Below are 23,198 nucleotides of genomic sequence, written 5' to 3'. Positions count from 1 at the left end.
TTAACTTTGTAACGGCTTAATTTTTTATATAGATACAATGAAAACAAGGTTAGTTTTATTTTTAGCATTACTACTTTTCTCAACAGTAGCTTTTTCTCAGGAGTATAAAAAACACACTGTAACTAAAGGGGAAACAGTAAGAGACATTGCAAAAAAATATAAAGTTACACCTTATGATATACACAGGTTAAACCCTGATGCTAAAAATGGTGTTAAAGATAATATGGTTTTGCTTATACCTACACAAGGAGCTGTAGTGCCACCAGTTTTGCCAAAAGAACAACCAACAAAAGTGGTAAATACAATTCATGTATTACAACCATCAGAAACATTTTATAGCCTTTCAAAAAAATATAATGTAGCTGTTGTTGATATTGAAAAAGCAAACCCTCATACAAGTATAGATGATTTACAAATAGGGCAAGAAATAGTTATCCCTATAAAAGGTAGTACTGTTGCTGCACAGGTTAAAAAAGTAGAAAAAGTTGATGCTAAAGAGAATGTTGATGCTTATATATATCATACTGTTGTTGTAGGAGAAACAAAATACTCTATAGCACGTGATTTTGGTATGACACTACAACTGCTTGAAGAGTTAAACCCAGAGGTAAAAGATTTATTGCCGCTAGGTTATGAGCTAAAACTGGTAAATAAAAAAATAGTAAACAATCAAACGGTTATTACCACTATAGTCTCAGACCCTAACTACATGACATATATTGTAAGACCAAAAGAAACATTTTATAACCTTGGTAAGAAAACAGGTCTTACCGAAGAGGAGATAATAGCGCTTAACCCTGATGCAAAAGAAGGGCTTAAAGAAGGTATGGAGTTAAAACTACCTAAAGCTAAAACGGTAAACGATACAATAGTAATAACAGATATAAAAGTCATTGACTTAAAAACAACATTAGTTAGGTCTATGCCTAAAGAAATAGCCTTACTAATACCTTTTAATCTTGAAAGAGTAGAGACTGATACAGTAAGAGCGCAATTACTTAGAAACGATAAATTCCTTAATATAACCCTCGATTTTTATGCGGGAGCACTTGTGGCTATAGACTCTGCAGAAGCATTAGGACTACCATTAAGAGTAAAAATATTAGACGCAAAAGAAACAAGAAATACATCAGATATTGCAGCTATAAAAAGCAGTCTTTATAATACTGATGTGGTAATAGGTCCTTTTTTTCCTAATAATGTAGAAACAGCAGCATCTATATTAGGTAATGTACCTGTAATATCGCCACTGTCTAAAGAGTATAGTAAGCAATACCCTAATCTTTTTCAGTCTATACCATCTCCTAATGACGCTAAAAAAGCATTATTAGATTATCTTACTGCGCAAGGAGGGAATATATTAGCCATTACAGATGCCAAAAAAGCAAGTTCTAGACAATATCTGAGAGAAAAATATCCAACAGTAAAAATGGTTGCTCTTAACGCCGAAGGAAAGATTGATGTGGCGGTATTAAAAGCAATGATGATAAAAGGTACAACAAATTATGTACTACTAGAAACAGAGCGTACTGCTATGGCTATAAATGTCACAAAATTACTTGCCGATTTGCTTCCTGAATATGCTATACAGCTTGCAGTGCCAGAAAATAATGAAATATTTGAAAATGCCGAAATACCAATTAGTAGGCTTACTGATTTAAAAATGATATATCCTTCTGTAACAAATGATAGCAAAACAGAGCAAGAGCAATTGTTTGTGAAAAAATTTAAGGAGAAAAATGGCTATGTGCCAAATCAGTTTGCAACAAGAGGTTTTGATGTGACTTTCGATATTATATTACGACTGTTTCAGCCAGAGTTGTTTGCGACGGTAATGGATACTGTAACAACAGAACAAGTAGATAATAAATTTTCATATAAATTAGAAAATGGAGGTTACCGCAATACAGGTATATATATCATGCAGTTTGACGACAATTTTACCATAAAACAAGCTGGTGCAAAACCTATAAACCCCTATACTACATTACCTATATTAAAACAAGGAGAATAAATTATGACATCAAAAGTAACCTATCTTGGCAATTTAAGAACATCATCTGTACACCTACAATCAGGTAATGAAATACTATCAGACGCCCCATTAGATAATAATGGTAAAGGCGAAGCCTTTTCACCTACCGATACTGTAGCTAACGGGCTGGCAAGTTGTATGCTTACCGTTATGGGGATAAAAGCCGGCGATATGAGTGTTAATATAGAAGGCTCTATAGCTGAGGTTACAAAATATATGCAATCAGAACCTCGTAGAATATCTAAAATAGAAGTAGTATTTACTATGAAATCTGATGCTGATGAAAAAGCAAGAACAATATTAGAAAGAACTGCTTTAACTTGCCCAGTACATAAAAGCTTGCACCCAGATATTGAAAAAGATGTAACTTTTAATTGGTAATATTTGGAACCGATCTCTACTAAGCAACAAAAAGAATTTTTAATAAAACTAGCGCATACTAAAATGCCTTTTGGTAAATATGAAGGGCGTTACCTTATAGATTTGCCTGAATATTATGTAGTATGGTATAGTAACAAGGGTTTCCCTAAAGGACAGTTAGGGCAGCAGTTACAATTAGTATACGAGCTAAAAGTTAACGGACTAGAAAATATAGTGCGAAATATTAAAGCACAATATAATAAACCATAAATTAGTGTAACATTATTATAATATTAGTTACTAATACCTAGAAGTAGTACTGTATTAAAAATCGTTGACTCTATTAATCCCATCAAGATTAATTTTCGTACTTTTGCCTCGTTTTTTACAACTACAACACAACAAATATTATAATGAATCAAACAAAGTATATTTTTGTTACAGGAGGTGTGACTTCTTCACTTGGTAAGGGTATTATTGCTGCCTCTTTAGCAAAACTACTGCAAGCAAGAGGATACAGAACTACAATACAAAAATTTGACCCGTATATTAATGTAGATCCAGGTACACTTAACCCATATGAACATGGAGAATGTTATGTAACAGATGATGGTGCTGAGACAGATCTTGACTTAGGGCATTATGAGCGTTTTTTAAATGTACCTACTTCGCAAGCAAATAACGTTACTACTGGTAGGGTATATCTTTCGGTGATTGAAAAAGAGAGAAGAGGAGAGTTTCTTGGTAAAACGGTACAAGTAGTACCGCATATTACTAACGAGATTAAAGACCGTATGCAACAATTGGGGCATAGTGGCGATTATGATATTGTAATAACAGAGATAGGTGGTACAGTAGGCGATATTGAATCGCTACCTTATATAGAGTCGGTTAGACAATTAGTTTGGGAACTTGGCGAAAACAATGGTATTGTTATTCATTTAACGCTTGTACCTTTCCTTGCTGCTGCAGGAGAACTAAAAACAAAGCCAACACAACACTCGGTAAAAACATTAATGGAAAGCGGTATAAAAGCCGATATCCTTGTTTGTCGTACAGAGCATGAACTTTCTAGCGACTTGAAGCAAAAACTAGCTTTATTTTGTAACGTAAAACGCGAAGCGGTAATACAGTCTATAGATGCTTCTACAATATATGATGTGCCTAACCTTATGCTAGAAGAAGGGTTAGATATAGTAGCGCTTAAAAAACTAGATTTACCAAAAAAGAACACACCCGATTTAAAACAATGGAATGAGTTCTTGTTTAGACTTAAAAACCCTAAACATACAGTAAATATAGGTCTTGTAGGTAAATATGTAGAATTACAAGATTCGTACAAGTCAATATTAGAAGCCTTTATACATTCGGGCTCCACTAACGAAACAAAAGTTAATGTTATCAGTATTCATTCAGAGTATATTGATAGAGAAAATGTAGCCGAAAAGCTAAAAGGGCTTGATGGTATAGTAGTCGCTCCTGGTTTTGGAGAGCGTGGTATAGAAGGTAAAATAGAAACTGTACGCTATGCAAGAGAGCACAATATGCCATTTTTAGGTATATGTCTTGGTATGCAAATGGCAGTTATAGAGTATTCTAGAAATGTATTAGGATTAAAAGATGCTAACTCTACAGAGATGAATGCGAGTACTAATAACCCTGTTATTAATATAATGGAAGCGCAAAAAAGCATAACCGATAAAGGCGGAACAATGCGTCTTGGCGCATGGAAATGTAACCTTGAAGAAGGTTCGCTTGCTAAAGAAATATATGGTGCTGCCGAAATACAAGAAAGACACCGCCATCGTTATGAGTTTAATAGCGAGTATAGAGAGGCTTTAGAGAAAGCAGGTTTAAAAGCATCAGGTATTAACCCAGATACAGGATTGGTAGAGGTAATAGAGTTACCAAACCATCCATTTTTTATAGGGGTACAATATCACCCAGAATATAAAAGTACAGTAGCCAACCCACATCCGTTATTTGTACACTTTATAAAAGCTGCTGTAGCAGGGAAAAAATAATTATATAACTGTTTGCAATAGGAATTAGATAAAAGAAACAATTTTTAAATATAGATGGAAGAAAAAAAATTAGACGTTAAAACGTTACTTGGGTTTGGTTTAATAGGGGCTCTACTTATATGGATGATCTACAACCAAACAGCTAATACCGAAGCACAGTTACAAGAAGAAGAAAAGAAGGAGCAGATAGATAAATCTAGCCAACAACAGTTAACAGAGACAAATGCTGCTATTGTAGAAAAAGATACTACTGTTAGCGACTCAGTAACTCTATCGCAGTATAAAAGTTCATTAGGGGCATTTGCATACAGTGCTACACTACCATCTGCAAAAGATAACATAACAGAAATTACAAATGAGCTATTATCATTAAGTATTGCCAATAAAGGTGGTTATATAAAAACGGCTACTTTAAATAATTTTGAGCAATTTCATAAAAACTCAAATGAAATAGTATCTCTTATAAAAGATAATAACGCTAATCTTAACCTGCAAATTCAGACTAAAGATAACCGTATACTTAACACAAGAGATCTTTATTTTGAACCTGTAGTAAGTAAAGAGGGAGAAAACCAAGTACTTACTATGCGTCTTAAAGCAGGACCGCAGCAATATTTAGAGTACCGTTATGTACTGAAACCTAATCACTACATGATGGATTTCTCAATCCGTACACAAGGACTTGCTGATATTGTTAATACGTCTAAACCAATGGATTTAGAATGGCAGTTAAAGGCTTATCGTAATGAAAAAAGTGTTACCTATGAAAATAGATATACTGATTTGGTTTATGAATATGAAGATGGTAAAGATGATGATTTAGGGCAAGGTAGTAATGAGGCAGAAACTGCCGAAGAAGTTACTTATGTTGCTTATAAACAACACTTCTTTACTTCTATACTATTGACAGATACTCCTTTTAAGACTGTCGATATGAAATCGGAAAACTTAGTTAAGGATGAAGAAGTAGATACATTATTTACAAAAAGTTTCTCTACTAAAATACCATTAGAGTTTAAAGGCGGTGAGTTGAGCTATAACATGAACTGGTACTATGGTCCTTCAGACTATAAGATATTAAATAGTTATGATAAAAACCTAGACGAGGTAATGCCATTAGGCTGGGGTATTTTTGGTTGGATAAACCGTTATGTTTTTATACCTCTATTTGGGTTATTAAGTGGTTTTATACCTTATGGTATAGCGATTATAATCTTTACTATACTAATAAGGCTTGTAATGTCGCCAGTTACTTATAAGTCATATTTATCTCAAGCTAAGATGAAGGTAATTCGTCCTGAAATCACAGAGCTTAACGAGAAGTATAAGAAAGACCCAATGAAAAAGCAGCAGGAAACAATGAAGCTGTACAATAAGGCAGGTGTGAGTCCTATGGCAGGATGTTTACCAGCCCTAATGCAAATTCCTGTATTCTATGCACTTTTCCAATTCTTCCCATCATATTTTGAATTGAGACAAAAAAGCTTCCTTTGGGCAGATGATTTATCATCTTATGATTCTGTTATACATTTAGATTTTTATATCCCATTTTATGGTAACCACGTAAGTTTATTTCCAATATTAGCCTCGCTAGCAATATTCTTCTATATGAAAATGACAACGGGCGACCAGAGTATGGCTCAGCCACCGCAAGAAGGTATGCCAGATATGGGTAAGATTATGAAGGTAATGATATACATATCTCCAGTAATGATGCTTATATTCTTTAATAACTATGCATCAGGGTTAAGTTTGTACTACTTTATATCTAACCTTATTACTATAGGTATTATGTTTGTAATTAAAAATTACATTGTAAAAGAAGATAAAGTACACGCTATGATTCAGGAACATAAAGCCAAGCCGAAAAAGCAAGGCAAGTTTCAGCAGAAAATGCAAGCCATGATGGAACAAGCACAAGAGCAGCAGAAAACAAAACAAGGCAAAAAATAATTTTAAAAAGCACTCTTCGGAGTGCTTTTTTGATTGGGCATATATTTTGCGTTATAATAAATAAACTATATTTAGGGATATAATAAAAAAGTATATAATTTTTAATATGAAGATAAAATTTGCAGTACTACTAGCTTTCCTCATAACTACTGTTAGTACATGGGCACAAGATAATAAGTTTGACGATAAAGGCAAGCGTCACGGTAAATGGGGTGATGTTTATGATACAACCAAGCTACCACGATATGAGGGTGCATTTAATCATGGTAAAGAGACAGGTGTATTTAAATTTTATCAAAACGATAAAAATAGTACCTTGATTGCCACACGCGATTTTAGTGCAGGTAACGGAGTATCATATACTATATTTTATGATGAGAAAGGTAAAAAACTAAGTGAAGGTAAAGAGGTAAACAGGCTTCGTGAAGGTGAGTGGAAGTTTTATCATCCTGGTAAAGAAGCGATACTTTCTATAGAACAATATAGCAAAGGAAAGCTAACAGGAATGCGAAAAGTATATTTCCCTAACGGAAATATTGCCGAAGAAGCCCAGTACAAAGATGGACTTAAAAATGGTGTATATAAAAAATATACAGAAGACGGTACGTTACTTGAAGAGTCTACATATAAAAATGATGTGCTACATGGTATGGCTATTTTTAGAGATGCAACAGGCGAAATATCTAGCAAAGGTGAATTTAAAAACAATATAAAAACAGGTGTTTGGGAATATTTTGAAAATGGTAAACTAGTAAAAGAAGAAGATAAAACCAATCTGAAAATAGAACTAAAAAGGATAAGGGAGTAATATTGAAAATTGCCGTACCTTTGCAGCAATTTTTAGAAAGAATAACAATGAAGCGTGTAGTAGTAGGATTATCAGGAGGGGTAGATTCGAGTGTAGCAGCCTATTTGCTTAAAGAGCAAGGCTATGAAGTTATTGGCTTGTTTATGAAAAACTGGCATGACGATTCGGTTACCATATCTGATGAATGCCCATGGCTAGAAGATAGTAATGATGCACTGTTGGTTGCCGAAAAACTAGGCATACCATTCCAAACAGTCGATTTGAGTGAGCAATATAAAGAACGTATCGTTGACTATATGTTTAACGAATATGAAAAAGGCAGGACACCTAATCCTGATGTGCTTTGTAATCGCGAAATAAAGTTTGATGTATTTATGAAAATAGCCCTCAGCCTTGGTGCTGATTATGTGGCTACAGGACACTATTGCCGTAAAGGAACAATAGAGAAAGATGGAGAAGAAGTATATCAGCTTTTAGCAGGAGCAGATGGCAATAAAGATCAATCGTATTTTTTATGCCAACTATCGCAAGAGCAGTTGAGTAAAGCATTATTCCCAATAGGAGAGTTGACTAAACCACAGGTGCGTGAAATTGCAGCAAAGATGGAACTAGTTACTGCGGATAAAAAAGACTCGCAAGGACTTTGTTTTATTGGTAAAGTACGCTTGCCTGATTTTTTACAACAACAACTTCAACCTAAAGAAGGAATTATATATGAAATAGCCGCCGATGCTGCTATTTATAATACAGATACACCTCAATTTACATCAGTAAAAGAGCAGTTAGCCTATGAAGCTAAAAAAACGGTTTATACTCCCGAAATGGGTAAACCTGTTGGTAAGCATCAAGGGGCACATTATTTTACCACTGGGCAGCGTAAAGGGCTTAATGTAGGCGGAACTAAAGAGGCACTTTTTATTATTGCTACTGATGTAGTTAGTAATGCTATATATACAGGGCAAGGTAATGCTCACCCAGGTTTATTCCGTAAGGCATTGTTTATTCAAAAGAATGAAGTGCATTGGATTCGTGAAGATTTAGCATTGAAAGATGGTGAAACTATGGAAGTCATGGTACGTATTCGTTACCGTCAGGACTTACAAAAAGCAACGCTTCATAAGTTTGATAACGGTATGTATATCTCTTTTGATGAGCCTCAAAGTGCTATTACCGAAGGACAGTTTGCTGCTTGGTATATCGCCGATGAGCTTATAGGTAGTGGGGTAATTTCGTAAGTGATTTATCGAATTTCATAGCGAAGATGCTCTACAACCTCCATACCCATAACTTTACTAATACCCCCAATATTTTAGAGGTAGTAAATCGCTACCCGTATGAGGCTATTGATGTACCTTATTTTTCTACAGGAATACACCCTTGGTATATTGATGAGGAAAAGGTAGAAGAGAATTTAGCAATTATAGAACAGCGATTGTAAATGGATAATTGCTTGGCGCTGGGCGAGTGTGGTTTAGATAAACGTATCGAGATATCTCTCGAAATTCAGGAAGCTATTTTTGAAAAGCAATTGCTATTAGCAAAAAAATACAATAAACCTGTAATTTTGCACATCGTTGCTGCATTTCAGGAATTGATTGCCATAAAAAATAAGATACAGCCCAATGTACCAATTATCGTACATGGCTTTTCTAAAAATGCACAAGTAGCAAAACAGTTATTAGATAATGGCTTTTACTTATCATTTGGTAAATACCTGTTGCGAAACCCTGAACTTTTAGAAGTGCTAGCTCAAGTACCTGAAAATCGTTTTTTCTTAGAAACTGATACTATTGAAGAAGGTATAGGCGAAGTGTATAAAAAGGCAGCAACGGCAAGAAATACAGATATAGAGAATATTAAAAATATAATAAATAACAACTTTAAAACGGTTTTTAGGAATGGCTGAATGGACAGAGCGTGCCGAGCTTTTGTTTAAAAAAGAAGGACTTGAAAGATTAAAAAATGCCCATGTGTTAGTAGTAGGGATGGGGGGTGTAGGCTCGTTTGCAGCCGAATTTATCGCTAGAGCAGGAGTAGGCAGTATGACTATTGTAGATGGCGATATAGTAGATATAACCAATATTAACAGGCAGTTGCCAGCATTACACTCTACAGTAAATAAACCAAAAGTAGATATTGTAGGCGATAGGCTAATGGATATAAATCCTGAGTTAAAACTGATAAGAATTAAAGAGTTTCTTTCGCCAGAACGTGCTTATGAACTAGTTACTAAAGATTATGATTATGTATTGGACTGTATAGATAGTATTACCCCAAAACTAAATTTAATCATGTCAGCAAGGCGGCAAAAAGTTAAAATAATCAGCAACATGGGGGCTGGTGGTAAATATGAAGCATCTAAAGTAAAAGTTACTGATATAAGTAAAACAGAATACTGTCCGTTAGCTAAAATCATTAGAAAACGGTTAAGAAGAGAAGGAATATCACGAGGAGTGAAAGTCGTTTTTTCTGTAGAATCACCCGATGAAACAAGTATAAAAACAACTGATGGTACAAACTATAAGAAATCATTTTATGGTACTAATAGCTGGATGCCCGCACTATTTGGGCTACATGCTGCCGAAACAGTTGTGAAATATATTATAAATAAAAATAGTAATATTCTGGCTTAATTTTCGGGTGTAGTATCATTTATCATACTGGCAGGAGTAGATGTTTTTTCTACTTCTTGCCTTGATGCTTGTTGTACAGGAGTTAGTCTTGCATTGGGTAGTATAACAGTTTTCGTTAAGCTATCAGTAATAGTTATCGGGAAGTAAATATCAGTAATCCATTCTGACGGATTTTTAGATTGATGCAATCCGTTGCGATATACCTCTACATAGTTTCTTGTAGTATCTATTACTAACGCTTTCTCTTCAATATACTTATTGGAAGTAGCCCATGCTTTTTTCAGGTTTAAGTAATCTCCTTTAAGTGTTGTTTTAAGAGCAGGGAATGATTGCAGTACTCCACCTTCAAATTCACTTCCTTCGGATGTAATAATTTCCTCTTCGATAGGAATACAAATAGTATAGATTGCTTTAGTAGTATTACGATTGTATTTTTTATCATAAATAACGAACGGTTCTCCTTTGGTGCTAATTCTATTTGTTTTTATAAAGTCTAATAACTTAGGCAGTACAGCAATTATATTTTTATCAATATTTTCGATACTTCCTGTTACAGTATAACCTAAATAGAAATTGTTTGTTTTTATGGTTTTACCCATTACCATTATGTTATAAGTGGTAAGTTCTTTTTCTATAAAATGACTCATTTTAGTAAGCCCTTGTTTTAATGCAGCTTCTGCACGATTCTCTATGCTACCTCTTATTATGGCATATGCTTTTTCTGTAAAAGTTAATTTACCTTTTATTCTTACACTTATTTTTGTGCTATTTAGTGTATCTTTAAATGTCCAAATTATTTCTTGTTTTTCATTATCAGTATAAGCATACTGTATAATACTGTCATGTTTTACAGTCTTTACAGTTTGTATTTCTCCTTCTCTTTCTCCTGTATTCCAGTTAGCTATTGCTCCTTTACCTATAGTTTTATCAGTAGGGTAGGTGTATACTGTAGTAGAATCAGTATCAGCAAGTATATTAATGGTATTCCAGTTGGTATAGTCGTTTATATAATTATACAACGAAGTTTTAGGTACTTTTATAAGCTTACTTTGCTTAATTTCATATTTGCCATCATGGGTGGCTATAAATACAGTAAATGCTACCGAAGCCAAAAGCAATAGTAAGAAAATATATTTTGCAATTTTCATATAGTGAAAATTTAAGTTCATGTAAAAATATAAATATTTCTTGTAAGATACTAACATAAAAAAAGCCCGTATAACGGGCTTGTATTTTAATGATCGCAGTCTAAAAAGTTTTCGGGATAAGGCGATAAGCTCAATTTATCTACCAATAAAAAAACATCTTCTTCTTTAGTATACACATCTGTTATATCACTTACTTTATTGGCATAAAGTGTTTTTCTGTGTGTAGTGATGTTATATTCTTGTAACTTATCTGTTACGTGATAGTTAAACGAAATAATTTGAGGATATTCATTTTTAAATTGTACTTGCCAATGGTGCTGTGTGCCGTTTTGACCTACATACTTTAGTCTGAAATTAACTTTACTATAGCAGTTAGTTTGTTCCCATTTTTGCCATCCGTTATCAGTTTGCGCTTGTGCGAGTATTATTCCTCCTAGTAAACAAAGTAATAAGAATATCTTTTTCATAATTATTTAATATTAAGTATGGTTACATAAAAGTCTGGTAAAGTTTGATATACCGTTACCGCAGTTGTTTCTTTACCTGGCTTTATCTTTTCGGTAATTTTATAATATTGCTTTTCTGCTTTTTGATTCATTTGGCTATCATAATACTCAAATTCATTTACTTCTATAAAACTGCGGTTAAAAGGTTTTTCAGTCACGGTAAAAGTAACATTAGACGTATCTTTATTATCAGATTGTAAGATTACTTTTTTTACATAAAACAATTTTCCGCCTCGATTTTCTGTTTCATACGTTACTTTATAAGATATACCATTACCGCCGTCTGTCCAAGTATTATACTTTGCAAGTACTTTATTGGTTACTGTTGTTTCTGGTTCAGACTTAGAAATAGGTTTTACTAATGCAGTCGTACCTTTTGATTGCTCGAAGCTATTTTTTTGTAGCGTTGTAGCACTAGGATTTTCAAGTAAAGGTTTTGCAACAGGAGTGTTGGGTATAACTTGTGTTCGTCCAACATCAAAATAACTTACAATTTGTAAACCACGTTTATAGGGGATATAAAGTGTATCGGTATCTACGCCCATTGGTCCATACTTACGGATTATAAATTTGTTTTCGCCTTCATGTAATGGTACACGTGTATAAGATATTGTGGCAGGTAATGTTTGCCAGTTTCGTGTATCTGCTTTTTCGGTTGCAGCTCCCGCTACATCAGCACCTAACTTTATTAGGTCGCCCCCTGTGTCTCCTAGTAGTTGTTTACCTATAGCACCTAGTCCTGCGCTTGTCGCTTTTTTTGCTGCAAACCGCGTTACAAGACCTATAGTTTCACGTAGCATTCTGTCTTTAAGACATTGTTTTGCTATGGGGTAAAAATCTTGTGCGAGGTTAAAGTTTTGCGGTTTTCCATTAACTATAATTTCAGCCTTATTGTAATAAGCACCTCTTTCGCGATATTTAGGTATAGCTATAGCATTTATACTACCAATATTTGCACCAGTAGGTATAGGAATAATAATTTCTTCTAGCATATCACCATCCATATAGCTGCCATAAAATATTCCGCTACCACCCGATGCTGTAATTACTATTTGATCTTTTGCAGGACCTACACCGTTTTCCCAAAATATAATAGCTTCGCTTGTTGGCTTTGCTTGATAATCTTCTGGAGTTGTTTTTTTTGGTGTGTCTTCTACAGCAATATTAAACTTAGTGCGATAATCATTATACTCTTGGGTAAACCCCATTAGTTTTGAGGTGCGCAATAAATCTTTTTTTAGCTGCTCTGGCATTGGTACGCCAAAAAAGTCGCCTCCATTTTTAGTATATATTTCTTCGGCATTACGATAGGCTATAAAAGCATTATTGATATCGCCTACTGACTCGTATATTATACCTTGCAATATCTGCGAAAAAGCATCTTCGCTATATTTGTTTTTATTTTCTTTATACTTCTCGTTAAGCTCATATAGCTTAATGTTTATCCTTTTGGCTTCTACAAGTGCTTCGTTGGGCTTGCCCAACATAAAGTAGTTTAAAGCTTTGTAGTAATAAATAGTGACTTTTTCAAAATCTTCACCTTTATATGGCATTGCCATAGGGTTGGTAAGTTTTGATGCAATTGCTTGCCCTGCATTTGTTTTTATTATATCATCTATCAATATATAAGCCTCTTCTAAGAGCTTGTTGCTGATCTCATAATTACCACGCATATACTCTACTTTACCCTTCTCCATAAGGTATAAAAGCTTATTCCTCTTCTTTTTAAGGAACTTATTGCCTTCTATGCCGGCAACAGCTTTGTCAAAGTTGCCGTTATAGAGGTCGCTTTCAATATCTGAGGTTTTGGAGTTGTAGGTTCCGCAGGATTGAAAGCCTATCAATAACAGTAGCATTACCGTTTTTACAACGGTACGTTTGTTTTTAATTGCTTTCATAAAATATCAGGTATATATTGGCTTACAGTTTTTTGCCAATGTATTTTTTAATCTTTTTATCGCCTATCCATACTTTTTCATTAGTTTGTATGTTAGTCAATTCAAGATCTATCTGATAGTATATTGTTTTTTCTTTTGAATATTGATCTACAATAGAGTTTACGGTTCCCTGTAGCATAAAATCGGCTCCGTTTTCAAGACCAAATTTTTTCATTGTAGACTGCGATGCAAAGTTTTGTTGGTCAGATCTTTCAGCTCTTATTTCTTCACGCATATTTCCTGCTTGTACCAGTTTCATCCTACCAGAGTTAATAATCTCTTTTTCTATATCTTTAGAGAAAGTCTCTATAGCTATATGCTCGTGTGATTTATTAACAATCATACCTACAATTATAACAGGCTTTTTTCCTTTATTTTCAGAAGCATAAGTACTATACCATCCATGTTCCATAAGTTCGGCAGTAATTTCCTCGGCAGTAAGTCTAGAATCGGTTTCATTCCAACGTCCACTAAGGTCGGTTACTGTATTTTCGCTTACACGCTGCACATTATGCGTAGAGCAGTTGGTTATTGTAAGTCCTAAAGCAAAAAGTAATGATAGATGTAGAGATCTTGATTTCATAATAAATATTTTATTGATTAATAATTTAAAGGTATTAAATATTTTAACATCTTAACTCTGCATTCTTACAAATTATATGCCAGTAGCGTTTTTCAATAGTATTTAACAAAAAAAAATATCCCTGAGGGGATATTTTTTCGCTAAACCAACTACTTTGAATAAATTTAAGAAACTACATAATTGAATTGAAAGAAGAAATAATTGAATTGATTGGATGGATCAATAGTAGTTACTTGTTTAACTTCTTTGGCAAAGGTGTTGAAATTACTAATGGTAAAAAATACCCATTAATGGGTATTTTTAAATTTTAACACCTTGTTAAAAATCATACTTGCGCTCCATAGCATAGCGTAATAGTTCACTTTTTCCTTGCAAGTTTAATTTTTTCAAGATGTTTTTTCGGTGTGTATCAACAGTTGTTTTTCCTATAAATAGTAAATCGGCAATTTCCAGAGACGTTTTACCTTGGCCTATTAATTTTACAATCTCCATTTCTCTTTTACTTAATATAGCATCGCTATTACCTTTTCTGTCATGTTCTTTTCTTAAAGAATCATCAAAGAATTTTTCACCTTCCATAACACCTTTTATAGCGTTTACTACTGTTTTTAGTGATGAGTTTTTTACTACATAACCTGATGCTCCTGCCTCTTCCATTTGGGTTATGGCTTCGTCTTGCTCAAACATACTAAAAGCAATAACGTGGCAATTCGGAAATTCTTTTTTTATAAGCCTTGTAGCTGTAATGCCGTCTACTTTAGGCATACGTATATCTGTAAGTACAACATCTGGTTTTTTAAGATGTACAATTTCAAGCAGTCTTTCTCCATCATTAGCTTCGCCTACAACACATATATCATCTTCATATTCTAAAAATATTTTGATACCGTCTATTAATGATTGGTGATCTTCGGCTATTACAAGATTTATCATATTGGTAGGTCTATTAGTATGGTTGTACCTTTATTAGGTGTAGAGTCTACAACAAAGCTACCGCCAAGTTGTTTTATTTTTTTCTGTATAGAAACAATACCCATTCCGTCTTCAGGATCAATTTTATCAATATTAAATCCTACTCCGTTGTCTTCTATAATAACATTAATTATATCATCATGATTTGTTAGTTGTATAGAAGCTTCTGTAGCCTGTGCATGTTTTATAATATTAGTGGTAAGCTCTTGCACAATCCTAAATATAGCAATTTCCTGACTATTGTGTAATTTTTCATTGAAACCGTAGGCGCTAAAGTCAAACTTTAATGAAGGAACAGATACCTTTTCGGTTAATTTCTTTAAAGCAGGTATAAGCCCTTCGCTGGCTAATACCCCTGCATTTTTAACATGAGCCAATCTTCTAACTTTTTGGTATGCCTCTTCTATAAGCTCATCTGTTTTTTTATATAATTTGTATTCGTCTTCTCTTAGTTCGCCTTTTCTTAACTTTAAATTTTCAAAGTTTATTTTTAATGTGGCAAGCATACTACCTAAATTATCGTGCAGTTCATTAGCAATACGTTGCCGTTCTTTTTCCTGCCCTTCAAGCATAATATCTATGCTGTTTAGTTCATAATCTTTTAATGCTTTTTCTAGTTTTTGTTTTTCGATAAGTTTCTCTTGACGTGAAATTTTTTCTTTTCTTTTGGCATTTTTTACGATAAGAAATGCTATAACAATGCTTACGAACAGTAACCCAACAATAATGTAAAGCAAAATTTCACTGTTTTTTGCATCTTTTTTTAGTAATTCATTTTCAAGTTCTTTTTCCTTAGTCTTATACTTGGTATGTATATCGTTTATAGCAATATTTTGTTCGGTTACATTTATACTGTCATTATACTGTTGTGTTAATAACAGGTATTTATAAGCATTTTCATAGTCGCCTAATTCGGCATAGTTTTTATGGAAATTACTATATATAATAAATTTCGATTTTAATTCATAGTTTGTTATAGGTAAACTATCTGCCGATTGTAAATGTATATTAGCAGTAACGAAGTCTTTTTTATGATGATAGGATGCTGCTAGGTTTACATAATAATGGTAATAATCTTCTGGAGCAGCATTTATCTCATTAAGTATTATAAACTTTTTTTTTAGATAATAGATTCCTGAATCAGGTTGGTGTAGATTTTCATTATATAGATTTGCTAAGTTGTTATAGAAAGCAGATTCTACGGTTTTATGGTTTTGTCCTTTTATAAGGTTTAAGCCTTTTCTATAATAATTAACGCATACTGGATAATCTCCATTAAAAGCATGATACATTGCCATATTGCCATAACCACGTGCCAATCTTAGTGTGTCTTTTATTTCTTCTGCATAACCAATATATTCTTCGATATATGACTTGTAGCGTATATTATTTTGTTCTTGAGACTGTAACAGATAGGTAATGTCAAGATTTATATCCATCGCTTTTCCAATGCTGTCTATAGCGATGTATAAACTTCTTGAGACTCTTAGATATTCATATGCTTTATCATCTTCATTATTAACTTCATAATTTTTTGCATTAAGATAATAATATAAAGCCTTATCCTGAAGAGATAGTGAGGAGCTGTCTATTTCTTTCAAGGCAATTTCAAACCCAGTAGAGTTGCCAGAATGCAATTTGTTCTGGAGGTTAATTATTTGTTTTGAGTTTTGAGAAAAAGCCGTGCTGAATAATAAGATATTACACAACACGGCTATATTATGGATAATATATTTCATTTATATTTTAAAGTCTTTCAAGTGAACCAACTCCTATTTTTGCAGGACCCGCAACACTCTGACAAATACCTTTCAATATAGAGGCATCTATCGTCGTTCTGTTACAAAGCTCTGTATGGCAGAACATATCATTTGTTGCATATGAATTGGTGTCTTTATGATGATATATAAAAACAATTATAGGTTTGCTGTAATCAAAACTGGCTGCATGGGGACTACTTATTTTAGATACTTTATCTAAGTCTATTAAAAGAGTTTCAAAATTCATGTCTGGGTTGTCTAATCCGTGCCCAGGGTCGTCAATTTTCATTTTTAAGCTTATAACTAATCCATTCCAGTTACTGGTAGAGATATTGCAATATTCATAATCATAATCTTCTTTGGGCAATGCTACTTCTAGTTTAGCTAGGTGGTTAGAGTAGTGATAGCCGAAGCAATTGTAAGTTTCCATAAGATGTGTGTATGTATTATAGGTTAATATAACAAATATCAACATTTATATGTTAAAAAAAAATCCCCATATATGGGGATTTTTAGTTCATTTATTTTATGTACTACTCCTTTAAATAAATTTTAATAAAAAATAATAATGCTATAAAACCTAAAAAGACTAATAGTACCTTATAGTTGCCTTTGTAATATTTTTTATGAAGCTTTAAATCTTTACGATATACATATATCATGGCAGTGACAAAAATAATTATAAAAAATGCTGCAAATGACCATTGACCTGTTGTAAACATGTTAAAATCTTTTTTGCAAAATTACAACAACCCATTTATTTTAAGGTATTTTTAAACCAATAAAAATAATAAGAATGAAAAAACAACTTGAAGCTGTAAAAGAATTTCATACTGCATTTGGAATAGGTGTGAGTAATACGCCTAAAGACTCATTAGGCGAAAATGTAAACTTACTTCGTTATAACCTTATGAAAGAGGAAAATGAAGAATACCTTGAAGCAGTACAAAATAATGATATTGTAGAAATTGCTGATGCTCTTGGCGATATGCTATATATACTTTGTGGTACTATATTAGAACACGGGCTACAAGATAAAATAGAGGCTGTGTTTGATGAAATACAACGTAGTAATATGAGTAAACTGGGTGCCGATGGAAAACCAATTTATCGTGAAGATGGTAAAGTAATGAAAGGGCCAGATTATTTTAAACCTGATTTTTCGAGTATACTAAAAAAATAATAAAAGACTAAGGCAGCTATATAGCTGCCTTAGTCTTTTACTCTAAAAATAGGAACTATATTTTTACAGTCCAGCCAAAAGTATCTTCGGCTATTTTATATTGTATGTCGTTAAGCTTTTGCTTTAGTTGTAACGCTACTGAGTTTTCCTGTTTTGGTAACTCATAATACTTATCTTGATAACTAAAACCTACAATAGGGTTTACTACTGCGGCAGTACCTGACCCAAAAATTTCTTGTAATGTACCATTTTCGGCAGCTTTTATTAGCTCTTCTACTAGTACTGGTCGTACTTCTACATTTATATTTTCGCGTTTAGCTATGTCTAATAAGCTTTTTCGAGTAACCCCGTCTAATATTCTTTCGCTAGTAGGTGCTGTGTATAAGGTATCGTTTATTCTAAAAAACACATTCATAGTACCTGCTTCTTCTAGCTTTGTGTGGGTAGCATCATCCGTCCAGATAATTTGCTGGAAACCTAAATCATTTGCTAGTTTAGTAGGGTAAAATTGTGCCGAATAGTTACCAGCAGCTTTTGCTGCCCCAATACCTCCATTGGCAGCCCTACTGTAATGTTCAGCAATTATAACCTTAACCTCCCCTGAATAATATGATTTTGCAGGAGATAGTATAATCATAAAACGATAAAATTGTGCAGGTGCAGCTATAACACCAGGACCTGTAGCAATCATAAATGGGCGTATGTATAGCGAATTACCCATACCTGTTTTTACCCATTTTTCATCAATTTCAATAAGCTTTTTCATCCCTTCAATAAAAACATCTTCAGGAACTTCGGGCATTGCTAGTCTTGCAGCCGATTTATTAAAACGCTTATAATTTTCATCAGGTCTAAAAAGCCAAACATCATCATGATCGTCTTTATAAGCTTTCATACCTTCAAAAATAGCTTGTCCGTAATGAAATACTTTAGCCGAAGGGTCTATAAGAAATGGTTCGTATGGTTTTATAATAGGTTTTTCCCATACGCCTTGCTTATAATCGCAAATAAGCATATGATCAGTAAAAATATTTCCGAAAGTAAGGTTTTCAAAATCTACAGAGTCAATTTTAGTAGTTTCGGCTCTGTTAATGATAATATTGTCAGCGTTATTGCTCATTAAAGGTTAAGTTTTGTGGGGTAAATAAATGTGTTGTGTTTCGCGCAAATTTAATAAAAAAAGCGGTTTATTGAGCTTTTGCATAGTATTTTAAAGCTAGACAAGCGATTAAGTTTTAAATAATAAGCATTATAGTAACGATTAACAGAGGATATTTATAGTTTTTACATAAATTTGCTGTATAAAATTAAAATTTTGTTACAAATGAAAAATATAGCATTACTTGCTGCAACAGTTTTATTAATGACTGGTTGTAAAGAAAATAAGTCAGAAACATCTGAAACACTTATTGAAACAGTTACTGAAGAAGCTCCAGTTTATGAAACATTTGGAGATGAAATACTTGCTGAAAATGCAATTGATAAAGCAGAAATGCTAGAAAAGTACAAAAACCTTAAACCTGGCGATACTGTAAATGTTAAGTTTAAATCATCTATTAAAGATGTGTGCCAAAAGAAAGGTTGCTGGATGGCTATGGAACTTCCTGATGAAAAACAATCTTTTGTTAAGTTTAAAGATTATGCCTTTTTTGTACCATTAAATGCAACAGATCAAGAAGCAGTAGTTAGTGGTAAAGCATTTGTAAGCGAAGTATCGGTTGCAGAGCTAAAGCACTATGCTAAAGATGGTGGAAAATCGCAAGAAGAAATAGACCAAATAACTGAGCCTGAAGTTACTTACGGATTTATGGCTGATGGTGTTTTAATAACAAAGTAAATGAGTAAAACCTTATTTATAGTTATATCAATATCATTGATGTTGTGGAGTTGTGGCGGTAAAACAGAATCTGCTGCTGATACGCAGGTATCTAGTACAGACACTACATCGGTAGAAAAAGATTTTAAAATGTACGAGATGTCTGAAATGGCAACACTGATGGAGCAGATGTATGTAGATAACCAGCGCCTAAAGCAACGTATAATAAATGGAGATACCATAGGTAATTTTCCAGAACACTTTTTAAATATCCATGGCTCTGTAATGACAGATGAAGGCGAAAGAGATTCTTTTTTTAAAGATCAGGCTGCTAAGTTTTTACAAGCGCAAGAGCTTATTTATAACGATTCGTTAAATGCAAAACAGCATTTTAACGATGCAGTATCGGCATGTGTAAGGTGTCATGAACAAAAATGTGGTGGACCTATACCAAGAATTAAGAAACTATATATTAAATAGTGAAGCGAGAAATTATAACAACTTCAGACGGTTCGGTTACTATATACCTACCCGAAATGAAGGAAACATATCATTCTAAATTTGGAGCCATACAAGAGGCATACCATGTATTTATACAAAACGGGCTGACTTTAACACAAGGTCAGCCTGTTTCTATTTTAGAAATAGGTTTTGGTACAGGGCTAAATGCTTTTATAAGTTATTTAGAATCTAAAAAATCAGGACAAGAAATACATTATACGGCTATAGAGGCATTTCCTGTAGCAACAGAAGAGGTTTTACAGCTTAACTATGTAACACAGCTTGATGCAAAGGAAGATGATAATGTATTTAAGCAGATGCATGATGCTGATTGGGGCAAAAATATCCCAGTTAATGATAAATTTATGTTATATAAGCGACAACAACACTTTGAAGCCATTAATGATGTTAACACATACAATCTTATTTACTTTGATGCATTTGGCTATCATGCACAACCAGAGTTGTGGAGTGTTGATATATTTATAAAAATGTTTTCTGCTCTTAAAACTGGTGGAGTATTAGTTACTTATGCTTGTCGTACGGTTATTAAAAAAGCAATGCAAGAAGCAGGGTTTATTACAGAAAAACTACCTGGACCACCAGGTAAAAGAGAAATGCTAAGAGCTGTCAAACCTTAATTATTTGTTAAAAAAATATTAAATTAAAATTTTTAACACACTTAAGATATCATATTAATGATTATCGTATTTAAATTTTTATTATATTTACATACGTTCTTATCCTAATAACCAATTTTATAATTTGTAAAAGAATTATGCCCAGAACTATGATTAGTTACACAAAACAAATATTGGAGAGCGTAAGCTTTGACCAGAAATTGTTTTGTAAAGAAGTAGAAAAAGCAGTTAAAACACTGTTGCCTTATGAGATCGAACAACTGGTAGACTGGCTTCAGAATTTTACGACCGAAAAGCCTGAATTAAGAGCCTGTCTGGCATATGTTGAGCAATAAAAAAAGGAGCCTATTTTTAAAATTGGCTCCTTTTTTCTTTTTAGATTGTTTATTTCTTTTGTTGTAACGGACTGGTAATTTTAACATCCTGAAAAGTAATAGCGCCCTTTACCACACCTGCTATAGTAGCTTTTAATGCTTCTATAATATGTAATTTCAGCTCTTTTTTAGAGTATATAAGGCTTACTTCTCGCGATGGTCTTGGCTCTTTAAACTGACGAAGTTTTTGCTTTGCTCTTTCACTCATATCTAGCGTATGCAGGTAGGGGAGTAGTGTCATTCCTAAGCCTTCATCTGCTAGTTTAATCAATGTTTCAAAACTACCACTCTCTATTTGAAAGTGATTTTCATTAGACAATCCTTTTGCTTTACATAAGTTTAGTATATTATGCCTAAAACAGTGTCCGTCTTGTAGTAGTAATATATTGTCAATATTATGTTCAAGATCTTCAACTTCAAACTCTTTTTTATTGTAAGCATCCATATTTTCAGGAACATAGGCAACAAAAGGCTCATAATATAATACGATTTCCTTTATACTATCTTCATTAAGTGGGGTGGCTGCAATAGCTGCGTCCAATTGTCCGTTTTTTATGAGTCGTATTATTTCTTCGGTAGTATGCTCTTCTATAATAAGATTTACTTTCGGATACTTTTTTATAAAATTACTCATAAACATAGGGAGTAACGTAGGCATTATAGTAGGGATAATACCTATTTTAAACTCACCTCCTATATATCCTTTTTGCTGGTCTACTATATCTTTAATTCTCCCCGATTCATTTACTATATTTTTTGCCTGCTCTACTATTTGTACGCCTACATCAGTAAGTTGTATAGGTTTTTTGCTACGGTCAAATATTTGTATTCCTAGTTCCTCTTCAAGTTTTTGAATTTGCATACTCAAGGTAGGTTGGGTAACAAAACATTTTTCTGCAGCTAGTGTAAAGTTTTTATTTTCGGCAACAGCCAGTACATATTGTAACTGAGTTATGGTCATATTATAAATTTTTATGATAAAATTATAAAAACTATTGATAACGCCTATAATTATTATCGTTAAATTTGTTTAACTTTATAGAGTAAAATACTTACAAAATAATAAAAACTTATATTTATGAAAACTAACGAAAGCAAAGTAGAAACTAATATTTTAGGATTACCGGTAAAAGAAGCAGAGCTTGTAGCAGCCGAACTTAACATACTGCTATCAAATTTTCAGGTATATTATCAAAACTTAAGAGGTATTCACTGGAATATTCGTGGAAAAAGGTTTTTTGACCTTCACGTAAAATTTGAAGAATTATACAATGATTCACAGTTAAAAATAGACATGATTGCCGAAAGAGTACTTACATTGGGCAGTACGCCATTACATACTTTTGAAGATTATTTGTCTAATAATAAATTAAAAATAGGTAAAAATATATCTAAAGATGTAGACGCTGTACAGCTTATAATGACATCATTATCTGATATACTTAAAATAGAAAGGGGAATATTAGACAAATCAGATAAAATAAATGATGAAGGTACTAACTCTATGATGAGTGACTTTATTACAGAACAAGAAAAAACTATGTGGATGATGAAAGCATGGAGTGAGGAAGAAATTTAATATTTTATTATTAATATTAACATTTTTATATAAATAATAATTCCTATTTTCGCCCCGAAATGAAATTTATAGTAAGTATAGTACTCCTTATGTTTATATCATTCTTAGCAACTCCTACTATTGTGAGTTTGCTGGATGATAATACTGATGTGTCTATATGTTACAGTTTAAATGAAGAAGAAATTCACAAAGAGATCAAAGAAATTAAAGCAGGTCCTAGTGAATTTAGTTTTTGTTTTTTAGGTGCGATAAAAAAATCATCAAAAATAACTTCAAATAATCTCCGAAGACACAAGCGTGTGTTCGGAGATGTTTTATCTCCCCCCCCCGATGTAATATAATATAACAGTAAAAGCTCGTAATGAGCAATTTTTTAAGCGTTTAT

General features: G+C 33.1%; 26 protein-coding genes. 17 read left to right on the top strand and 9 right to left on the bottom strand.

Features of this window, described 5'->3' with window-relative positions; all coding sequences use genetic code 11:
- Window positions 1–37: 37 nt before the first annotated feature.
- From DVK85_RS12885 to DVK85_RS12845, 10 genes are all read left to right on the top strand, one after another.
- Window positions 38–2,014 carry a LysM peptidoglycan-binding domain-containing protein gene (locus DVK85_RS12885; protein WP_114678833.1) on the top strand — a complete coding sequence of 659 codons (1,977 nt, stop codon included), beginning with the start codon at window positions 38–40 and terminating at the stop codon, window positions 2,012–2,014.
- 3 nt (window positions 2,015–2,017) lie between these two features.
- Entirely contained in the window at window positions 2,018–2,416 is a 399-nt protein-coding gene (locus DVK85_RS12880) for an OsmC family protein (RefSeq protein ID WP_114678832.1), read from the top strand.
- 3 nt (window positions 2,417–2,419) lie between these two features.
- Window positions 2,420–2,665, top strand: a complete 246-nt coding sequence (locus DVK85_RS12875; protein ID WP_394338156.1) for a DUF3820 family protein — start codon at window positions 2,420–2,422, stop codon at window positions 2,663–2,665.
- A 143-nt stretch (window positions 2,666–2,808) separates the two neighbouring features.
- Window positions 2,809–4,419 carry a CTP synthase gene (locus DVK85_RS12870; protein WP_114678831.1) on the top strand — a complete coding sequence of 537 codons (1,611 nt, stop codon included), beginning with the start codon at window positions 2,809–2,811 and terminating at the stop codon, window positions 4,417–4,419.
- Between the two features lie 54 nt (window positions 4,420–4,473).
- Window positions 4,474–6,372, top strand: a complete 1,899-nt coding sequence (yidC, locus tag DVK85_RS12865; RefSeq protein ID WP_114678830.1) for a membrane protein insertase YidC — start codon at window positions 4,474–4,476, stop codon at window positions 6,370–6,372.
- Between the two features lie 106 nt (window positions 6,373–6,478).
- Entirely contained in the window at window positions 6,479–7,180 is a 702-nt protein-coding gene (locus tag DVK85_RS12860) for a toxin-antitoxin system YwqK family antitoxin (protein ID WP_114678829.1), read from the top strand.
- Between the two features lie 20 nt (window positions 7,181–7,200).
- A complete protein-coding gene (gene mnmA, locus DVK85_RS12855; protein ID WP_262510431.1) occupies window positions 7,201–8,415 on the top strand; it encodes a tRNA 2-thiouridine(34) synthase MnmA in 1,215 nt (404 codons plus the stop codon).
- Between the two features lie 26 nt (window positions 8,416–8,441).
- Window positions 8,442–8,618 (top strand): hypothetical protein, encoded by a 177-nt coding sequence (locus DVK85_RS13695; protein WP_317048232.1) that lies wholly within the window; start codon window positions 8,442–8,444, stop codon window positions 8,616–8,618.
- Window positions 8,619–9,086 carry a TatD family hydrolase gene (locus tag DVK85_RS12850; protein ID WP_317048231.1) on the top strand — a complete coding sequence of 156 codons (468 nt, stop codon included), beginning with the start codon at window positions 8,619–8,621 and terminating at the stop codon, window positions 9,084–9,086. It begins immediately after the preceding gene.
- A complete protein-coding gene (locus DVK85_RS12845; RefSeq protein WP_114678827.1) occupies window positions 9,079–9,813 on the top strand; it encodes a tRNA threonylcarbamoyladenosine dehydratase in 735 nt (244 codons plus the stop codon). Before DVK85_RS12850 ends, DVK85_RS12845 begins: the two co-directional genes overlap by 8 nt.
- Here the strand turns inward: DVK85_RS12845 and DVK85_RS12840 are convergent.
- The 7 genes from DVK85_RS12840 to DVK85_RS12810 all read right to left on the bottom strand — a co-directional run bounded on the left by DVK85_RS12840 (window position 9,810) and on the right by DVK85_RS12810 (window position 17,149).
- On the bottom strand, window positions 9,810–10,961 hold the full coding sequence (locus DVK85_RS12840) for a GyrI-like domain-containing protein (RefSeq protein WP_114678826.1): 1,152 nt from the start codon (window positions 10,959–10,961) through the stop codon (window positions 9,810–9,812). The two genes, DVK85_RS12845 and DVK85_RS12840, sit on opposite strands and share 4 nt — an antisense overlap.
- An 86-nt stretch (window positions 10,962–11,047) precedes the next feature.
- On the bottom strand, window positions 11,048–11,428 hold the full coding sequence (locus DVK85_RS12835; RefSeq protein WP_114678825.1) for a hypothetical protein: 381 nt from the start codon (window positions 11,426–11,428) through the stop codon (window positions 11,048–11,050).
- Between the two features lie 2 nt (window positions 11,429–11,430).
- Window positions 11,431–13,365, bottom strand: coding sequence for a COG3014 family protein (locus DVK85_RS12830; RefSeq protein ID WP_114678824.1), 1,935 nt, complete (start codon window positions 13,363–13,365; stop codon window positions 11,431–11,433).
- A 22-nt stretch (window positions 13,366–13,387) separates the two neighbouring features.
- Window positions 13,388–13,987 carry a penicillin-binding protein activator LpoB gene (locus DVK85_RS12825; protein ID WP_114678823.1) on the bottom strand — a complete coding sequence of 200 codons (600 nt, stop codon included), beginning with the start codon at window positions 13,985–13,987 and terminating at the stop codon, window positions 13,388–13,390.
- Window positions 13,988–14,305: 318 nt separating this feature from the next.
- On the bottom strand, window positions 14,306–14,920 hold the full coding sequence (locus DVK85_RS12820) for a response regulator transcription factor (RefSeq protein WP_114678822.1): 615 nt from the start codon (window positions 14,918–14,920) through the stop codon (window positions 14,306–14,308).
- Complete coding sequence (locus DVK85_RS12815; RefSeq protein WP_114678821.1) at window positions 14,917–16,698, bottom strand: sensor histidine kinase; 1,782 nt, start codon at window positions 16,696–16,698, stop codon at window positions 14,917–14,919. The genes DVK85_RS12820 and DVK85_RS12815 overlap by 4 nt, the downstream gene beginning before the upstream one ends.
- Before the next feature lie 7 nt (window positions 16,699–16,705).
- Window positions 16,706–17,149 carry a hypothetical protein gene (locus tag DVK85_RS12810; RefSeq protein ID WP_114678820.1) on the bottom strand — a complete coding sequence of 148 codons (444 nt, stop codon included), beginning with the start codon at window positions 17,147–17,149 and terminating at the stop codon, window positions 16,706–16,708.
- Between the two features lie 366 nt (window positions 17,150–17,515).
- On the opposite strand from DVK85_RS12810, the gene DVK85_RS12800 reads away from it, so the two are divergent.
- Window positions 17,516–17,902, top strand: coding sequence for a pyrophosphohydrolase domain-containing protein (locus DVK85_RS12800; RefSeq protein WP_114678818.1), 387 nt, complete (start codon window positions 17,516–17,518; stop codon window positions 17,900–17,902).
- A gap of 55 nt (window positions 17,903–17,957) precedes the next feature.
- Here the strand turns inward: DVK85_RS12800 and DVK85_RS12795 are convergent, their stop codons facing one another.
- Window positions 17,958–19,022: a branched-chain amino acid aminotransferase gene (locus DVK85_RS12795; protein WP_114678817.1), complete on the bottom strand. Its 1,065-nt coding sequence runs from the start codon at window positions 19,020–19,022 to the stop codon at window positions 17,958–17,960.
- Between the two features lie 204 nt (window positions 19,023–19,226).
- Here DVK85_RS12795 and DVK85_RS12790 point away from each other — a divergent pair, with 204 nt between their 5' ends.
- From DVK85_RS12790 to DVK85_RS12775, 4 genes are all read left to right on the top strand, one after another.
- Window positions 19,227–19,739: a DUF4920 domain-containing protein gene (locus DVK85_RS12790; RefSeq protein WP_114678816.1), complete on the top strand. Its 513-nt coding sequence runs from the start codon at window positions 19,227–19,229 to the stop codon at window positions 19,737–19,739.
- Complete coding sequence (locus DVK85_RS12785) at window positions 19,740–20,198, top strand: hypothetical protein (protein ID WP_114678815.1); 459 nt, start codon at window positions 19,740–19,742, stop codon at window positions 20,196–20,198.
- Window positions 20,198–20,860, top strand: a complete 663-nt coding sequence (mnmD, locus tag DVK85_RS12780; protein WP_114678814.1) for a tRNA (5-methylaminomethyl-2-thiouridine)(34)-methyltransferase MnmD — start codon at window positions 20,198–20,200, stop codon at window positions 20,858–20,860. Before DVK85_RS12785 ends, mnmD begins: the two co-directional genes overlap by 1 nt.
- A 137-nt stretch (window positions 20,861–20,997) precedes the next feature.
- On the top strand, window positions 20,998–21,195 hold the full coding sequence (locus DVK85_RS12775) for a hypothetical protein (protein ID WP_114678813.1): 198 nt from the start codon (window positions 20,998–21,000) through the stop codon (window positions 21,193–21,195).
- Between the two features lie 49 nt (window positions 21,196–21,244).
- On the opposite strand, the gene DVK85_RS12770 is transcribed toward DVK85_RS12775, so the two are convergent.
- Window positions 21,245–22,195, bottom strand: coding sequence for a LysR substrate-binding domain-containing protein (locus DVK85_RS12770; protein WP_114678812.1), 951 nt, complete (start codon window positions 22,193–22,195; stop codon window positions 21,245–21,247).
- A gap of 117 nt (window positions 22,196–22,312) precedes the next feature.
- On the opposite strand from DVK85_RS12770, the gene DVK85_RS12765 reads away from it, so the two are divergent.
- Window positions 22,313–22,813 (top strand): Dps family protein, encoded by a 501-nt coding sequence (locus tag DVK85_RS12765; RefSeq protein ID WP_114678811.1) that lies wholly within the window; start codon window positions 22,313–22,315, stop codon window positions 22,811–22,813.
- 59 nt (window positions 22,814–22,872) lie between these two features.
- The gene (locus tag DVK85_RS12760; protein WP_114678810.1) at window positions 22,873–23,154 is read left to right on the top strand and encodes a hypothetical protein; all 282 of its coding nucleotides are present in this window, start codon (window positions 22,873–22,875) and stop codon (window positions 23,152–23,154) included.
- Window positions 23,155–23,198 lie beyond the last annotated feature (44 nt).

This window comes from Flavobacterium arcticum (genome assembly GCF_003344925.1).
GTDB classification, from domain to species: Bacteria; Bacteroidota; Bacteroidia; order Flavobacteriales; family Flavobacteriaceae; genus Flavobacterium; species Flavobacterium arcticum.
The sequence above is the reverse complement of the archived record's forward strand: the minus strand, read 5'-3'. Positions and strand labels throughout refer to the sequence as shown.

Coding starts and splice junctions, on each gene's coding strand:
- DVK85_RS12885 (WP_114678833.1), top strand. CDS start 38: ATGAAAACAAGGTTAGTTTTATTTTTAGCATTACTACTTTTCTCAACA.
- DVK85_RS12880 (WP_114678832.1), top strand. CDS start 2,018: ATGACATCAAAAGTAACCTATCTTGGCAATTTAAGAACATCATCTGTA.
- DVK85_RS12870 (WP_114678831.1), top strand. CDS start 2,809: ATGAATCAAACAAAGTATATTTTTGTTACAGGAGGTGTGACTTCTTCA.
- yidC (WP_114678830.1), top strand. CDS start 4,474: ATGGAAGAAAAAAAATTAGACGTTAAAACGTTACTTGGGTTTGGTTTA.
- DVK85_RS12860 (WP_114678829.1), top strand. CDS start 6,479: ATGAAGATAAAATTTGCAGTACTACTAGCTTTCCTCATAACTACTGTT.
- DVK85_RS13695 (WP_317048232.1), top strand. CDS start 8,442: ATGCTCTACAACCTCCATACCCATAACTTTACTAATACCCCCAATATT.
- DVK85_RS12850 (WP_317048231.1), top strand. CDS start 8,619: ATGGATAATTGCTTGGCGCTGGGCGAGTGTGGTTTAGATAAACGTATC.
- DVK85_RS12845 (WP_114678827.1), top strand. CDS start 9,079: ATGGCTGAATGGACAGAGCGTGCCGAGCTTTTGTTTAAAAAAGAAGGA.
- DVK85_RS12840 (WP_114678826.1), bottom strand. CDS start 10,961: ATGAAAATTGCAAAATATATTTTCTTACTATTGCTTTTGGCTTCGGTA.
- DVK85_RS12835 (WP_114678825.1), bottom strand. CDS start 11,428: ATGAAAAAGATATTCTTATTACTTTGTTTACTAGGAGGAATAATACTC.
- DVK85_RS12830 (WP_114678824.1), bottom strand. CDS start 13,365: ATGAAAGCAATTAAAAACAAACGTACCGTTGTAAAAACGGTAATGCTA.
- DVK85_RS12825 (WP_114678823.1), bottom strand. CDS start 13,987: ATGAAATCAAGATCTCTACATCTATCATTACTTTTTGCTTTAGGACTT.
- DVK85_RS12820 (WP_114678822.1), bottom strand. CDS start 14,920: ATGATAAATCTTGTAATAGCCGAAGATCACCAATCATTAATAGACGGT.
- DVK85_RS12815 (WP_114678821.1), bottom strand. CDS start 16,698: ATGAAATATATTATCCATAATATAGCCGTGTTGTGTAATATCTTATTA.
- DVK85_RS12810 (WP_114678820.1), bottom strand. CDS start 17,149: ATGGAAACTTACAATTGCTTCGGCTATCACTACTCTAACCACCTAGCT.
- DVK85_RS12800 (WP_114678818.1), top strand. CDS start 17,516: ATGAAAAAACAACTTGAAGCTGTAAAAGAATTTCATACTGCATTTGGA.
- DVK85_RS12795 (WP_114678817.1), bottom strand. CDS start 19,022: ATGAGCAATAACGCTGACAATATTATCATTAACAGAGCCGAAACTACT.
- DVK85_RS12790 (WP_114678816.1), top strand. CDS start 19,227: ATGAAAAATATAGCATTACTTGCTGCAACAGTTTTATTAATGACTGGT.
- DVK85_RS12785 (WP_114678815.1), top strand. CDS start 19,740: ATGAGTAAAACCTTATTTATAGTTATATCAATATCATTGATGTTGTGG.
- DVK85_RS12775 (WP_114678813.1), top strand. CDS start 20,998: ATGCCCAGAACTATGATTAGTTACACAAAACAAATATTGGAGAGCGTA.
- DVK85_RS12770 (WP_114678812.1), bottom strand. CDS start 22,195: ATGACCATAACTCAGTTACAATATGTACTGGCTGTTGCCGAAAATAAA.
- DVK85_RS12765 (WP_114678811.1), top strand. CDS start 22,313: ATGAAAACTAACGAAAGCAAAGTAGAAACTAATATTTTAGGATTACCG.
- DVK85_RS12760 (WP_114678810.1), top strand. CDS start 22,873: ATGAAATTTATAGTAAGTATAGTACTCCTTATGTTTATATCATTCTTA.